Source organism: Arthrobacter crystallopoietes, assembly GCF_017603825.1.
In the GTDB taxonomy this organism is placed as follows: domain Bacteria; phylum Actinomycetota; class Actinomycetes; order Actinomycetales; family Micrococcaceae; genus Crystallibacter; species Crystallibacter crystallopoietes_B.
This window is the reverse complement of the sequence record NZ_CP072014.1, coordinates 145,988-159,167: the sequence shown is the minus strand read 5'-3', so window position 1 is coordinate 159,167 and position 13,180 is coordinate 145,988. Positions and strand designations below refer to the sequence as shown.

Annotated in this window: 15 protein-coding genes; 6 read left to right on the top strand and 9 right to left on the bottom strand. The window is 64.2% G+C overall.

What is annotated here, in order from left to right; genetic code table 11:
* Positions 1–372: 372 nt before the first annotated feature.
* On the top strand, positions 373–1,065 hold the full coding sequence (locus tag J5251_RS00835) for a hypothetical protein (protein WP_139004391.1): 693 nt from the start codon (positions 373–375) through the stop codon (positions 1,063–1,065).
* A 48-nt stretch (positions 1,066–1,113) separates the two neighbouring features.
* On the opposite strand, the gene J5251_RS00830 is transcribed toward J5251_RS00835, so the two are convergent.
* The 4 genes from J5251_RS00830 to J5251_RS00815 all read right to left on the bottom strand — a co-directional run bounded on the left by J5251_RS00830 (position 1,114) and on the right by J5251_RS00815 (position 4,187).
* Positions 1,114–1,914: an amino acid ABC transporter ATP-binding protein gene (locus tag J5251_RS00830; protein ID WP_139004392.1), complete on the bottom strand. Its 801-nt coding sequence runs from the start codon at positions 1,912–1,914 to the stop codon at positions 1,114–1,116.
* Positions 1,901–2,560, bottom strand: coding sequence for an amino acid ABC transporter permease (locus tag J5251_RS00825; RefSeq protein ID WP_139004630.1), 660 nt, complete (start codon positions 2,558–2,560; stop codon positions 1,901–1,903). The genes J5251_RS00830 and J5251_RS00825 overlap by 14 nt, the downstream gene beginning before the upstream one ends.
* 42 nt (positions 2,561–2,602) lie before the next feature.
* A complete protein-coding gene (locus tag J5251_RS00820; protein ID WP_139004393.1) occupies positions 2,603–3,424 on the bottom strand; it encodes an amino acid ABC transporter substrate-binding protein in 822 nt (273 codons plus the stop codon).
* Positions 3,425–3,650: 226 nt separating this feature from the next.
* Positions 3,651–4,187: an AMIN-like domain-containing (lipo)protein gene (locus tag J5251_RS00815; protein WP_139004394.1), complete on the bottom strand. Its 537-nt coding sequence runs from the start codon at positions 4,185–4,187 to the stop codon at positions 3,651–3,653.
* Positions 4,188–4,542: 355 nt separating this feature from the next.
* Here J5251_RS00815 and J5251_RS20440 point away from each other — a divergent pair, with 355 nt between their 5' ends.
* Both J5251_RS20440 and J5251_RS00810 read left to right on the top strand, forming a co-directional pair.
* Complete coding sequence (locus tag J5251_RS20440; protein ID WP_276608379.1) at positions 4,543–4,677, top strand: hypothetical protein; 135 nt, start codon at positions 4,543–4,545, stop codon at positions 4,675–4,677.
* The gene (locus J5251_RS00810) at positions 4,674–5,819 is read left to right on the top strand and encodes a N(5)-(carboxyethyl)ornithine synthase (protein ID WP_139004395.1); all 1,146 of its coding nucleotides are present in this window, start codon (positions 4,674–4,676) and stop codon (positions 5,817–5,819) included. The genes J5251_RS20440 and J5251_RS00810 overlap by 4 nt, the downstream gene beginning before the upstream one ends.
* 11 nt (positions 5,820–5,830) lie before the next feature.
* Here the strand turns inward: J5251_RS00810 and J5251_RS00805 are convergent, their stop codons facing one another.
* Together J5251_RS00805 and J5251_RS00800 are read right to left on the bottom strand one after the other, a co-directional pair.
* A complete protein-coding gene (locus tag J5251_RS00805; RefSeq protein WP_139004396.1) occupies positions 5,831–6,466 on the bottom strand; it encodes a cyclodeaminase/cyclohydrolase family protein in 636 nt (211 codons plus the stop codon).
* Between the two features lie 22 nt (positions 6,467–6,488).
* Positions 6,489–6,722, bottom strand: a complete 234-nt coding sequence (locus tag J5251_RS00800) for a hypothetical protein (protein ID WP_139004397.1) — start codon at positions 6,720–6,722, stop codon at positions 6,489–6,491.
* Positions 6,723–6,942: 220 nt separating this feature from the next.
* Here J5251_RS00800 and J5251_RS00795 point away from each other — a divergent pair, with 220 nt between their 5' ends.
* From J5251_RS00795 to J5251_RS00785, 3 genes are all read left to right on the top strand, one after another.
* On the top strand, positions 6,943–8,847 hold the full coding sequence (locus J5251_RS00795) for a penicillin-binding transpeptidase domain-containing protein (RefSeq protein WP_171059292.1): 1,905 nt from the start codon (positions 6,943–6,945) through the stop codon (positions 8,845–8,847).
* 86 nt (positions 8,848–8,933) lie between these two features.
* A complete protein-coding gene (locus J5251_RS00790; protein ID WP_240792980.1) occupies positions 8,934–9,632 on the top strand; it encodes a dienelactone hydrolase family protein in 699 nt (232 codons plus the stop codon).
* A 39-nt stretch (positions 9,633–9,671) separates the two neighbouring features.
* On the top strand, positions 9,672–10,595 hold the full coding sequence (locus tag J5251_RS00785; protein ID WP_139004400.1) for a hypothetical protein: 924 nt from the start codon (positions 9,672–9,674) through the stop codon (positions 10,593–10,595).
* On the opposite strand, the gene J5251_RS00780 is transcribed toward J5251_RS00785, so the two are convergent.
* Genes J5251_RS00780 through J5251_RS00770 form a run of 3 tightly spaced genes read right to left on the bottom strand, consistent with a single transcriptional unit; the run spans position 10,482 to position 13,035 of the window.
* A complete protein-coding gene (locus tag J5251_RS00780; protein WP_074700949.1) occupies positions 10,482–10,775 on the bottom strand; it encodes a hypothetical protein in 294 nt (97 codons plus the stop codon). The two genes, J5251_RS00785 and J5251_RS00780, sit on opposite strands and share 114 nt — an antisense overlap.
* A 17-nt stretch (positions 10,776–10,792) precedes the next feature.
* Complete coding sequence (locus J5251_RS00775) at positions 10,793–11,461, bottom strand: response regulator (protein WP_208574966.1); 669 nt, start codon at positions 11,459–11,461, stop codon at positions 10,793–10,795.
* Entirely contained in the window at positions 11,458–13,035 is a 1,578-nt protein-coding gene (locus J5251_RS00770) for a sensor histidine kinase (protein ID WP_139004631.1), read from the bottom strand. Before J5251_RS00770 ends, J5251_RS00775 begins: the two co-directional genes overlap by 4 nt.
* Positions 13,036–13,180 lie beyond the last annotated feature (145 nt).

Here is a 13,180-nt window from a genome sequence, read left to right as displayed (position 1 = left end):
AATCTTTCGTCCCCCCGCTGCTGCGGGGCGTTTTTGAGTCCCGGTTCCTCGGTTGGGGGCCGAGGGTGCCGGAACTCTCCGGGAACCTGGTTCCGGGCTGCGGGGAACTGCCGAAGCCAGGTGTGCCCACTCTGCCAGTGAGACGAAGCATGACAGAATGTGGCTCAGATATTACTTAGTTGGAATCGACAACGATTCTAGCTGTTTTTTCCACGATAGCTAGCCAGCCGCACGGTCTAGGGGTTTTCACCGCTCTTGCGCGGTGGTATAGGCGGTGATTCACTTAACCAATAAGACTACTTACTATCCGAGTCGTCATGCGGTGCATTTTCGGGCACCCCGGTGTAGCAGCGGGTGGAAGGAATCGTCATCATGAATGCAAGACACGAAGCGACGGGTCCCGGCTATGACCGGGCGGACAGCGGTGCTCCGTCCCGCGAAGCGGCGGACAGCGGACGCCGTGCCAATGGGCGGGAACCCGACTTCACCGACAGGCCCGTGGACAGGAGCACGGTCGTCGGCCGTGAAAGGGAGAAGTACGGCGGTGTCAAGATCGGCTCGGCATTCTTCGGGTGGTTGACGGCCACCGGGGCAGCGGTACTGTTGATCGCCTTGGTCAGCGCTGTCGGTGCCGCGATCGGGGCGAATATTGGTCTGAGCCCGGATGAGGCAGGGGATGCAGCGGCGCAGGATGCGGCGACAGCAGGAATCGTGGGAGCCATAGTCTTGGCTGTGATTCTTTTCATTGCCTACTACTGCGGAGGTTACGTCGCCGGACGGATGGCACGGTTCAACGGCATGAAGCAGGGCATCGCAGTCTGGATCTGGGCCTTGGTCATCGCAATTATCATCGCTGTGGCGGGGGCTGTGGCGGGCAGTCAGTTTAACGTCATGGGGAACATGAACGCCTTTCCGCGCATCCCGATGGAATCGGACCAGATGACTATCAGCGCACTCATCACGTTGCTGGCGGTCGCGGTCGTGACGCTGGCAGGGGCTATTCTGGGCGGCCTCGCCGGCATGCGTTTCCACCGCAAGGTGGACAAAGAGGGCCTCGGCAAATAACCCTGCCGTCCGGCCTCAAGCAGCCTGCCCTGAGGAGCAGCAGGCGACTTAGAACGGGTTGAGCAGCCGGTGCACGAACTGTTGGGTGCGCTCTTCCTGCGGGTTCCGCAGCACCTGGTCCGGGTGGCCGCGTTCCACCACCACACCCCCGTCCATGAAGACCACTTCACTGGCTACCTCGCGCGCAAAAGCGAGTTCGTGAGTGACCAGAGCCATGGTCCAGCCTTCCTCGGCCAGTTCCTTGATCACGTGGAGTACATCGCCGACCAGTTCTGGATCCAGCGCCGAGGTTGGCTCGTCGAAGAGCAGGAGCGAGGGTTTCAGCGCCAGCGCGCGGACAATGCCGACCCGCTGCTGCTGGCCGCCGGAAAGCTCGTGCGGGTACTGGTCCTTCTTGTCCGCCAGCCCCACCCTTTCCAGCAGGCTTGACGCCTCGCTGGCGGCCTCGGACTTGCGCCGCTTCTGCACCTGGACGGGACCTTCGATCACATTTTCCAGCACCGTTTTATGCGGAAAGAGGTTGTAATGCTGGAAGACCATCGCGCTTTGGTCCCGCAGGGAGGCGAGCTGTTTCTTGGACACCGGCGAGGCGAAATCCACCGGGCGGATACCGCGGAAGGCGACCACTCCGCCGTCGGGCGCTTCCAGGCCGTTCAGGCAGCGCAGGACCGTGGTCTTGCCGGAACCGGACGGTCCGATGAGCGCCAGCACCTCGCCCTGCCGGACAGACAGATCGATGGACTTGAGCACGTGGTTTGCGCCGAAGGACTTGCGCAGGCCGGATACGGTCAGTACCGGCTCGTGCGTAGGTACTGTCCCGCCCGGGGCCAGGGGGTCAGTGGGCGACATAGCGGTCCAGCCTCTTTTCCAGTTGTGACTGCCCGCTGGAGAGGATCAGGCAGAAAACCCAATAGATCACGGCGGCTTCGACATAGAGCACCATGAATTCCTGGCTGAAGGCTGCGATCTCCTGCGCCTGGCGGAACAGCTCGGTCACCAGGATCAGCGAGGCCAGAGAGGTGTCCTTCACGAGCGAGATGAACGTGTTGGACAGCGGCGGGACGGACACGCGCGCGGCCTGCGGAAGGATGATCCGGTGCAATGTGGTCACCGGCGACATGCCGATGGTGTGCCCGGCCTCCCACTGGCCTTTCGGCACGGACAGAATGGCGGCCCGGATGATCTCCGCTGCGTAGCCTCCGACGTTGAGCGAGAACGCGATGATGGCGCTGGGCCACGGATCAATGACCACACCGATGGAGGGCAGACCGTAGAAGATCACGAACAGCTGCACCAGCAAGGGCGTGCCGCGGATAAGGGACACGTACCCGCGGGCGATCGCTGAAATGATCTTGTTGCCGCTAAGCCGCATCAGGGCGACGATCAGCGCGAGGACCAGGCCCAGGAAGAAGGAAGCCAAGGAGAGCGGAATGGTTCCCCGGATGCCGCCTTGAACCATCGGCCAGAACGAACTGGCAACGAGGTCCCAATCAATGTCCATACGGTTAGGCTAACGCCTGGACCGGCGCCGCCGTCGTTATTGCGTAACGTCCTCGCCGAAGTACTTCTCGGAGATTTCCGCCAGCTTGCCCTCGGCTCGCAGTTCCTCGAGGGCGGTGTTCACCGCGTCGACCAGCTCGGTGCTGCCCTTCTTGAACGCCAACGCGCTCAGGGACTCTTCCTCGGTTTCGGCAGCGATCTTGATGTTCTCGTTGTTGCTGGTCTTCTGGTAGTCCAGGTAGGTCAGCTTGTCATTAATGGTCCCATCCACCCGGCCCTGCTCGAGCAGCGTCACGGACTGGGCCCAGCCTTCAACCGCTTCCACATTCGCGCCGGATTCCTGTGCCAGCGTGTACCAGTTGCTGGTGAGGGACTGCGCCGTCGTCTTGCCCTTGAGGTCTTCGAAGGAGGTGATCTCGGAGTTGTCCGCCGTCGTCACGAGCACGCCCGTGCTCACCGTGTAGGGGTCGGAAAAGTCGTACTTGGCCTGGCGTTCCTCGTTGATGGACACCTGGTTGGCGATCACGTCGAACCGGCCGGCTTCCAGGCCCGCGAAAATCGCGTCCCACTGGGTCTCTTCGAACTGGGCTTCCACGCCGAGCTTGCCGGCCACGGCGGTGATGATTTCGACGTCGAAACCGGTGAGCTCCCCGGCGCCGTTCTCGTGGAAGGAGAAGGGCTTGTAGGTTCCCTCGGTGCCGACCGTGATGACGCCGGCATCCTGGATTTCCTGCAGTGTGGTGGGCCCGGCGTCCGCAGACGTTGCACCGGGTTCGGCCGGCGTGGAAGAACCGCAACCGACAACGGCGAGGGCGATCGCGGCGGAGGCGCCAAGCAAGGAGAGTCGGCGACGAATCATGGTGGGACCCCTTTGAGAAGATGTCGGTTGCGCTGCCGGCGAATGGCCGGGAACGCTGAACGGTAGCACGTACAACGCCGGCGGGCAGAGCCAATATTCCGAAATGTGTCACGGCTGCCTGGCAGCAGGAACGACGGTGTCCCCGTCAGGTGAACCATGCGCCTTGCATAGCCACCTGCGGGGACACCGCCGCCGTGTTGCCGGGATTGAACAGTTTCTCTAGTGCCTACCAACGGTGGGCGACGTCGATCACCAGCCTTGTCTGAGAGCCCGGGCCATTGAGCGTGAAGGCCCGGAACGGCAACCGTGACCGGACGCCCAGCCCGATGGTCGTCTGGCCCTCGAAACTGCCGGCCCACGCTACCTGGCGGAAGGTCCGGAAGTCCTGGACATTGACGATGTTGGCCTTGTTGCGCGGATTGTAGGTTGCCTTGCCGTTGCTATATGCAGGGGCTTTGACAATGATGCGCAGATCGGTGCCGCGCAGCGGAACCCGGTCCCCCTTGCCTTCGGTGTAGACCGAGGCGTAGCGGACGTCGTATCCGGCGCGCTTGCCCTTGATGTCGAACACCAGGCGGTCGAAGCAGGCGTGCTTGCCTGCCCGGACGTTGGTCAGGTGCCCATAGGTCGTGGCCGAAGACGTTTTAGCGAGTGATCCCCAAGAGATGCCGCAGTAAGGTGCTGCAGTGGCCGCGCTGGGTGCGACAAGTCCCAGTCCAACGATCAACATAATGACCGCGAGCCACGCATGCAGTTTTTTCATGGCTGAGAGCCTTTCAAATTGCACGAATGATGCTCTCAGAATATGACCGGATCCACCCTTTTGATCCCGGTCTGTGCAGACTGATTCCGAACCGTCATTGCATATTTCAGAAGTACTTCAAATCGGGGCTGGAAGTCCGGTTTCAGCCTCCCCTGAGGGCCTTGCCGTAGCCGATTCGCAATGGCCGGTCACGGCGGATTACGGGGCAGTTCAAGCGCCACCCCGGTTCCCGGGACCGCCATCGGCCCTTCGGGAACCTCCGCTCCCCGAGTGAATCGATCAATGTTTAAGGCTGAAAAGCGTGGTGTAGTCTCAGAGCCTCGGAGCCATTGCGGCTCCAATTAAGGAAACCCCAATGGCAGACAAGTCCCCGCGACAGTCCATGTCCAAAAAGCCCGCCACATCGATCAAGCAGAAGCGCACTGACAAGAAAGCCGGCGCCGCCGCTGCATCCGAACTGGAAAAGCTCACCAAGGCCAAGAAAAACTGAGCGCTGTGAGCCAGCTAAGCCTGGGAATCCCGTCCACCACCCGCAAGCCCGATGAGCGTCGACTGCCGATCCATCCGCTTCACTTTGAGCAGATTGACCCTGCCCTCAGAAGCAGAATTACCTTGGAGCACGGCTACGGCGAGCAGTTCGGCATCGCCGATGCGCAGCTGAAGCTGCTGGTAGGCCGAATCACCTCGCGCTCTGAGCTCATAGAGTCATCCGACGTGGTCATGTTGCCGAAACCCCAACCCGAGGATCTCGCCGAACTGCGTGATGGCCAGATCTTGTGGGGCTGGCCGCACTGCGTTCAGGACCGCGCCGTCACCCAGCTCGCCATCGACAAACGCCTGACGCTCATCGCCTATGAAGCGATGAACCACTGGACCAGCGATGGTGGGTTCGGCCTGCACGTTTTCCATAAGAACAACGAACTGGCCGGTTACAGCTCGGTCCTTCATGCGCTTCAGCTGACCGGGGCTACCGGCGACTACGGACGCCGGCTGCGCGCCGTCGTAATTGGATTCGGCGCCACGGCCCGCGGCGCTGTCACCGCCCTCAATGCCCACGGCGTGCACGGCGTGCAGGTGCTCACCAGCCGCAGTGTCGCCGCTGTCGGCTCGCCGATCCACTCGGTTGATATCGTCCAGTTCGATCAGGATCAGAGTGCGCCGTTCCTGAGCCACGCGATCACGCCGCGGGGCCGGATGCCGCTGGCACCGTTCCTGGCCGAGAACGACATCGTCGTCAACTGCACTCTGCAGGATCCCAACGCGCCGGTGACGTATCTGCGGACCGAGGACCTGGACGCCTTCCGGCCGGGGAGCCTGATTGTGGACGTCTCCTGCGACGAGGGCATGGGATTCAGCTGGGCGCGTCCGACGACGTTCACCTCGCCGATGTTCGAAGTCGGGGACCACATCAACTACTACGGTGTCGACCATAGCCCGTCCTATCTGTGGAACTCGGCCACGTGGGAGATCAGCCAGGCGGTCCTGCCGTTCCTCGGCACCGTCATGGCTGGTCCCTCGAACTGGGATGAGGACGCGGTCATCAATCGCGCCATTGAGATTCGCGACGGCGTGATCCGCAATCCTGCCATTCTTGCCTTCCAGGGCCGGTCAGCGGAGTACCCGCACGGTTAGACCGGCAGCGATCAGTGGTCGCCGCGACCGTTGATCATATGCCGGATGCGGGCTGAGAGCTCCTCGCAGCCGTTGATTATCCGCCCCGCTTCGGCCACGGCGGGCTGCAACGCCGCCAGGGTTTGCTGGTCTTTAATGTCGGCGATGTTGATCTCCAGCGTCACGCGGCCGGAGGAAGCGGCGGCGCGGGCAGCCTCAGCGGCGGCTCCGATGTCGCTGAGCACGTTGGGATTGGAAAAGGCGGCCAGTTCCTGCCCCAGCCGAAGGATCTCTCCGGCGAGTTCGACCAGTTTGCGTGGTGGCTCGGCGGCCTGTGCCAGCGATTCCTGCACAGTGCGGGTCCGGGTCTCTGATTCCTCATCCGTCCCGTCCGGGAGTCCGTAGGCATCCGCCACCGTGTGGAAGGACTCTTCGTCCGCGTCCGCCAGTTCCAATGCAGCCGGAATCAGATCCCGGGCAGCAGCAAGGATCCGCGCGGTGGGCTCAGCATGCTCGGTGTACTCGGGGCCGGTGGTGAAGTTCGCCGCCATGGACAGCAATGCCGCCCCTTGAGCAGCCTGCAGCGCCCCGGCCGCACCGCCTCCCGGCGTGGGTTCGCCGGAGGCAAGACGGTCGAGGAATCCGCCGATCTTTTCGTCACGAATCATTGGCTGGGCCTTCCTGTGCCGGCTACTGCTCGGAATTTCCGGGATCGAATTCGCTCAAGGGCGCGCCCTTGTCGCCTCCGGTCCGGTCATAGCTGTCCATTTCGTCCGACACGGTTTCATCCACCGTGCCCTCTTCCTCGGTGTCGATACCGCCTTCCACCAGTTCCGGCGGGACGGCATCCACGCCCTCGTCGGGGATGACAGGGTCTTCCCCCTGGATATTGAGGTCAGGGTCGGGGAGATTCTGTTCAGTCATGGCTGGTTCCCTTCGGTCGGATGGCCACACCCGGTGACATTACTCAGCCAGCTTAGTAACTCAACGCGCAAAGTTCAGCACCAACCGCCAACCCCGCCCGTAATCCGCAGGATCCCCATAACTTCCCGGGGCACTCGACATATCCGCCGCGCGCTTATAAGTTCGCTAAAGGTCATCAGATAACAGGGGGAACATGCTGCGGCGCGCACTCGGAACAGTTATGGCACTACTGCTGGTCGGCACGGCGGTCGCCTGCGCCCCGAGCAAAGACGAGGCGCAGAGTACCGCCGCCGCACTCGCGGAGGGCCTGAGCGCAAAGAACGTGGAGAGCATCGCCTTCTCCGGCACCACCGGGGCGGATGTCCAAACGGAACTGGCTGGCGTTCTGGAAGGCATGGATCCGCTGGTGCCGAAGGTCTCCGTGGCCGAGGTGGGCGAGGTCCAGGACAACCGCACTACCGCTACGCTGTCCTATGAATGGGCCATCCCGGACTCCGAGCAGAAGTGGACCTACACAACGACGGCGGAGCTCGCCCACGCGGACGACAGTTGGCAGATCGTGTGGTCACCAACCATCGTGGAACCGTCCCTGGCGGAAGGCGAGCGGCTGGCGAAGACCACAGCAGAACCTGAGCGTGGCGACATTCTTGACGCAGGCGGCGAGCCCTTGGTGACGGAGCGGCCGGTCCGGGTGGTCGGCATCGACAAGTCCGGGCTGAGTGCGGCCGAGGCCAAGGCCTCCGCGGAGCAGCTGGCCGAGCTGGTGGACATCGACGCCGGCGACTACCAGTCGAAGGTCGAGGCCTATGGGCCGGAGGCCTTCGTGGATGCCATCACCCTCCGCGAGGCCGCCTTCGAGGATCTGGACCAAAACCGGCTGGACTCCATTGAGGGTTCGGCCGCCGTCGAAGATGAGCTGCCGCTGGCGCCCTCGCGCGACTTCGCGGCGGCGATGCTGGGCACTGTGCGTGTGGCCACGGCGGAGGACATTGAAAAATCCGAGGGCAAGATCGTCCAGGGCGAGATGGTAGGCACTTCCGGGCTGCAGGCCGCCTACAACGATGGCCTGTCCGGCACGCCGGGCCTGACCATTTCCGCCGTCGCGGCCGCTGAGAAGAACGACGGCGAAGGCGCCCCCGAAGCGGAACCTGAGGCGCCGCGGGAGCTGTTCAGCATTGAGCCCCAGAACGGGCAGGACGTCCAGATCAGCCTGGAGCCGGACATGCAGCGGGCGGCGGAGGAAGTGCTGGCGGACATCGAATCGCCCAGTTCCATCGTGGCCATGCGCCCGTCCACCGGAGAGATCCTCGCCGCTGCCAACGGTCCGGACAGCAAGGGTTACAACACAGCCTTCCTGGGCCAGTACGCGCCCGGATCCACGTTCAAGATCGCCACCGCCCTGGGGCTGCTTCGCCAAGGCATGACGCCGGAATCCTCCGTCACGTGCGAGGCGGAATTCGTCGCCGATGGGCGCACCTTCGAAAATGCCGACGGCTACCCGGCAGCGTTCCTGGGTGAGATCACGCTGACGGAAGCCATTGCCCATTCCTGCAATACCGCGTTCGTCTCCCAGTATGAGAACCTGCCCCAGGATGAGCTGGCCGACGCCGCCGGGGCGCTCGGCATTGGAATGAACGCCAACCTTGGCTTGGAAGCGTTCATGGGCAACGTTCCCCGCGAGGACACCGAGGGAACGGCCCATGCCGCATCCATGATCGGCCAGAGCCGCGTCCAGACCTCACCGCTAGCCTTGACCACCGTGATGGCCTCCGTGGTCAAGGGGGAGGTTGTTGTCCCGCAGCTGGTCAAGGGGCACGACGCCGAGGCGGAGCTGCCTGACGTCCCGAAACTCACCAAGGAGGAAGCGGACCAGTTGACCGGCATGATGCGCTCCGCCGTCGTTGATGGTTATCTGACCAACCTTGCCGATCTGCCGGGGGAGCCGGTGATCGGCAAGACCGGCACGGCCGAATACGGCAGCGAGGACCCGCTGCAGACCCACTCGTGGGTGATCGCGGGGCAGGGCGACCTGGCAGTGGCGGTGTTTGTGGAGGACGGAGACCTGGGTGCCGTCACAGGAGCGCCCATGGTTGAGGACTTCCTTAAGGCTGCTGGCCGAAACTGAACCCGCGGAACCCCATGCGGTGACATCTACACTGGACCGTGGATCCACTATCCGAAATTTCGATGAATGCGACACCAGGAGGAAGTTTGGCTGAGAAGACCCCGCACCAGAACGTCAGCTTTGCATCGGCAGGCGGAGAAGCCCATGGCTATCTGGCCCTGCCCGAGTCCGGCCAGGGGCCGGGAGTCATCGTTATCCAGGAGTGGTGGGGCCTGACGGACCACATCCGCGACGTGGCGGACCGGCTCGCCGCCGAAGGCTTCGTCGCGCTGGCTCCCGACCTCTACGGCGGCTGGATCACGCACGATGGCAAGGAAGCCGGCAAGATGATGTCCAAGCTGCCGGAGGAAGAGGGCGCCCGCCTGCTCGCCGGTGCCGTGGATTACCTGCTAGCCAGCGAGGCTGTGACCAGCTCAACGGTGGGCGCCATCGGCTTTTGCATGGGCGGGGGATTTGTCCTGGCGCTCGCCGCGCAGCAGGGCGAGCGGATCGGTGCCGCCGTTCCGTTTTACGGCGTGGGACAGGCTGTGCCGGACTCTTATACCGGAGTCCGTGCCGTTGTGCAGGGGCACTACGGGGAGCAGGACTCGTCCTACCCGGCTGAGAAGGCGCGGGCGCAGGAAGAGCAGATCCGCCGCGAGTCCGGGGCCAAGGTCGAGTTCTTCTACTACGACGCCCCGCATGCCTTCCACAACGACGAAAACCCGCAGGGCAACTACCGGCCCGAGGAAGCGAAGCTGGCCTGGGAGCGCGCGGTTTCCTGCCTGAAGGCCAACGTCAAGTAGCTCTCCACCGGACGCACCGGCGGCGGTAGACTTTTGTCTATGGTCGCCGGTGCCCGTATCTGGGCGGGGTTGGCAGTTCTGTTCTGGGCGGTGGCGTTCTTCGGGATCGTCGATCTGCTGACGGTCTTCAGTGCCAACGAAGGCTTCGCCGCCGTAATGGGGCTGGAAGCCAGTTGGGGCGTGCTCTTCACGTTTGTCATCAGCGGCGCATTCCTGGTCATTGCGGTCCGTCCGCAGGAACCGGCACCTGCCCTGGTCCAGCTCTGGACCACCGTGGCGGCATTGCTGCTGGCCTGGATCTTCACACATGACACATCGCCGCTGGTAGTGGCAGCGATTCTCATCCCCATGGCCGTCATCAGTTCCATCGCCGGGCGGCGCGCCAGAAGAAGTACCTCCGCCAGCAGCCACGACAACACCTACCGCCAACCTCAGCGCCGGCGCACGACGTCGGCGCTGGATCCCAGCGGGCCACTGCTCCTGCTTGCCCTGGTGGGGGTTCCGTTCTGGTGGGCCTACGCGGCAACGGCGGTGGAACTCTCGCAAACGCCGGGCATCGAGGACGATATCACCTGGGGGCTGACACACTGGCCTGTGCAGGCCGCGCTGGGCCTGTATCTGTCGCTGGCCGTTCTGGTCATGACCTTCTGGGCCCCGGGCCGCACCCTGCTCGGCACCAGCTGCTGGATCTGTGCGGTGGTGCTGGGAGCCACCTGGCTTCTCTATCCCGCCAGCGCGGGTTCCGTGGACAGCGTTGGGCTGTCCATCCTGGCGGTTGCGTGGGGAACGGCTGTCTTTTTCTGCCGTTATCTCGGACATCCGCGGCCGGATCCTCCGGACGCAGGCGTCTCAGCCGTTCATCGGCCCCTCGGCCCGCAGCTGTCCGGCACCCGGGCCCGTCACGTCGACCGTGCAGCGCATGACAATCCGGTTTTGCCCGGCTTCACCCAGATCGATCAGTGAATCCTCGTCCGAGACCAGCGTGAAGTCGGCCGAATCCGGAACCACATCCACTCCCTTCCGGGCGGCTTCCTGCCGCGCGTTCTCCAGGGAATCCTGTCGGAGCCTGGCCAGGTAATCCTTGTCGTCGGCTCGGGCGCCGTCGCCGAAAGCCCAGCCGAAGACCGTGTTCGTACTCGTCATGGCCGAAAGTGTACTACTCAGGACCGCCAGACGTAGCGGCGTTCGGGCCGGCCAACCCCGCCGTAGCGGAGCTGGACTTCCACGCGCCCGTCGTCGCTGAGGTACTCCAGGTAACGCCGGGCGCTGACCCGGGACGTGCCCAGCCGGTCCGCGGCTTCGCTGGCCGAAAGGTCGGTTCCGGTGTCCCGCAGGAGCTGTTCGACCAGACGCAGGGTCTCGACGCTGCACCCCTTGGGCAGCGGCCGCTCGGTCCGGCTCACGCCGAAGACCCGGTTCACGTCCGCCTGCTCGGCGGTGCTCCTGGATGAGGCGAGCGGGCGGTAAGCCTGCTGGTAGTGTTCGAGCCGCTCGCGCAGGTCCTCGTTGGAGAACGGCTTCATCAGGTAATGGACAATGCCGCCGCGCAGCGCCCGGCGCACGGTGTCTACCTCGCGGGCGGCGCTGATCACCAGCACGTCAAGCTCGGGGACCGCTTCACGAAGTTGCTGCAGCAGGTCCAGCCCGCTGATGTCGGGCAGGTGGATGTCCAGCAGGACCAGATCGGGCTGGAGCCGTTCGGCCTCGACCAGCGCCTCGGCGCCGGTGTGGGCGACGCCGACGACGGCGAAACCGGGCGTTTGCCGGACGAAGCCGGCGTGGACCTTCGCGACCATGAAGTCGTCGTCGACAATGAGTACCTTGATCATGACTGTGAGCTCCGCTTTCCGAGGCGGGCGGTGAACACGGCGCCGTCGTCATTGTGGACGCTCACTTCGCCGTTCCGCCTCAGACATACTAGCCGGGTGAGCGCGAGGCCGAAGCCGCGTCCGCCGTCGTTCTGTGATGTTTTGGTGGTGAAGCCCTGCGTGAAGATGTTCTCCAAGGACTGCACCGCCACGCCCGGGCCGGAGTCCTTCACCATGACCAGAACCTGATCGGCCTTGTCCTCGAGGAGGATCCGGACGCTAGCGGCGGGCGTGCCGGCGACAGCGTCGAGGGCGTTATCCACCAAATTGCCGACGACGGTAGTCAGATCCCGGGACAGCTCATCGTCAGCCCGTCCCAGGCTGGAACCTTGGACCAGGTCGAGCGCAACGTTGCGCTCGGCAGCAAGGCTGGCCTTGGCGATCAGGAGGGCTGCCACCGCCGGATCCTGGACGCGGCTGGTGACGTCATCGTAAAGCCGGGTGCGGCTGAGGCTGACGCCGTCGACAAAGTTGACCACTTCGTCATACTCGCCGAGCTGGATCAGGCCGGAGATGGTGTGCAGCTGGTTGGCGAACTCGTGGGTCTGCGCGCGCAGGGTGTCCGTGGTGGTACGGGTGGCGCCGAGTTCCTTCTCCAGCGAGGAGAGTTCGGTGCGGTCGCGCAGGGTGGTGACGGAACCGATCACCCTGCCGCGGGAGCGCATCGGCATGCGGTTGAAGACCACCACGCGCTCGCCGACCAGGACCAGCCGGTCAGCGTCCGCCTGGTCACGGGTCAGCACCTCGCGAAGCTGGGGCATCAGGTCCAGTTCGTCGAGGCTGCGGCCAACGCAGTCCAGCGGGAGGCCAAGGAGCCGGCGCGCACTGTCATTGGTCAGGGTGATCCGCTGCTGCGGGTCCAGTGCGATGACGCCCTCTTTCACGCCGTGCAGCATGGCCTCGCGGTGCTCCACCAGTCCGGCTATCTCCTCCGGTTCCAGGTTGAGGGTCTGGCGTTTGACACGGCGCGCCAGCAGCAGGGAGCCGGCGGTGCCGAGGGCGAGCGAGACGCCCAGGTAGGTGAGCAGGTTGGGAACGGCCTCGCCCAGGCGCTCCCAGGTGGAGGGGTATTTACGTCCGACCGCGGCAATTCCCACCGTTTGGCCTCTGTCGTCGATCACCGGAACATGTGCCACCAGTGATGTGGTGCCGTCCATGTTGACCTCGCCGGTCCAAGCCCGGCCGGACAGGACGCTGCTCTCGCCCAGCGGCAGCGGTTGGCCCAACTGGGACGGGTCGGGGGAGGTGATGATAGTGCGGTCCGGCCTGGCCAGGATGGCGAATGTGGAACCGGAGACGGTCCGCACGGATTCGGCCACCGCCGGCAGTGCGGCCCCCAGCCGCGGTTCGGCATCGGGCAGGAGCGAGCGGACGGCAGGCATGGCCGCGAGGGTTTCGGCGGCGGAGAGCGCACGGCGTCCCTCAACGCGTTCAAAAGCCTGAGCAGACTGGGCCAGGGAGATGGCAATGACACCGACCAGCACTGCCAGCACAATCAGCAGCTGCAGGACCAGATACTGTCCGGCCAGGGTGATGCGTCGGCGCCGTTTTGCTTGCCGGCCGGCGTGCTTGAGCACTTGGGTCCTTTCCACCTCGGAACCGGTCCATGTCCCCGGCTTGATCGGGTGAACTATACCCATTATCCAGCCGATTTCCGGCATGTGAGCGTGACCACAATGA

What these genes read in the sequence shown, in the direction of transcription:
- J5251_RS20440 (WP_276608379.1), top strand. Translation starts at nt 4,543, where the DNA reads ATGGCAGACAAGTCCCCGCGACAGTCCATGTCCAAAAAGCCCGCCACA.
- J5251_RS00785 (WP_139004400.1), top strand. Translation starts at nt 9,672, where the DNA reads ATGGTCGCCGGTGCCCGTATCTGGGCGGGGTTGGCAGTTCTGTTCTGG.
- J5251_RS00780 (WP_074700949.1), bottom strand. Translation starts at nt 10,775, where the DNA reads ATGACGAGTACGAACACGGTCTTCGGCTGGGCTTTCGGCGACGGCGCC.
- J5251_RS00835 (WP_139004391.1), top strand. Translation starts at nt 373, where the DNA reads ATGAATGCAAGACACGAAGCGACGGGTCCCGGCTATGACCGGGCGGAC.
- J5251_RS00815 (WP_139004394.1), bottom strand. Translation starts at nt 4,187, where the DNA reads ATGAAAAAACTGCATGCGTGGCTCGCGGTCATTATGTTGATCGTTGGA.
- J5251_RS00820 (WP_139004393.1), bottom strand. Translation starts at nt 3,424, where the DNA reads ATGATTCGTCGCCGACTCTCCTTGCTTGGCGCCTCCGCCGCGATCGCC.
- J5251_RS00800 (WP_139004397.1), bottom strand. Translation starts at nt 6,722, where the DNA reads ATGACTGAACAGAATCTCCCCGACCCTGACCTCAATATCCAGGGGGAA.
- J5251_RS00830 (WP_139004392.1), bottom strand. Translation starts at nt 1,914, where the DNA reads ATGTCGCCCACTGACCCCCTGGCCCCGGGCGGGACAGTACCTACGCAC.
- J5251_RS00775 (WP_208574966.1), bottom strand. Translation starts at nt 11,461, where the DNA reads ATGATCAAGGTACTCATTGTCGACGACGACTTCATGGTCGCGAAGGTC.
- J5251_RS00805 (WP_139004396.1), bottom strand. Translation starts at nt 6,466, where the DNA reads ATGATTCGTGACGAAAAGATCGGCGGATTCCTCGACCGTCTTGCCTCC.
- J5251_RS00795 (WP_171059292.1), top strand. Translation starts at nt 6,943, where the DNA reads ATGGCACTACTGCTGGTCGGCACGGCGGTCGCCTGCGCCCCGAGCAAA.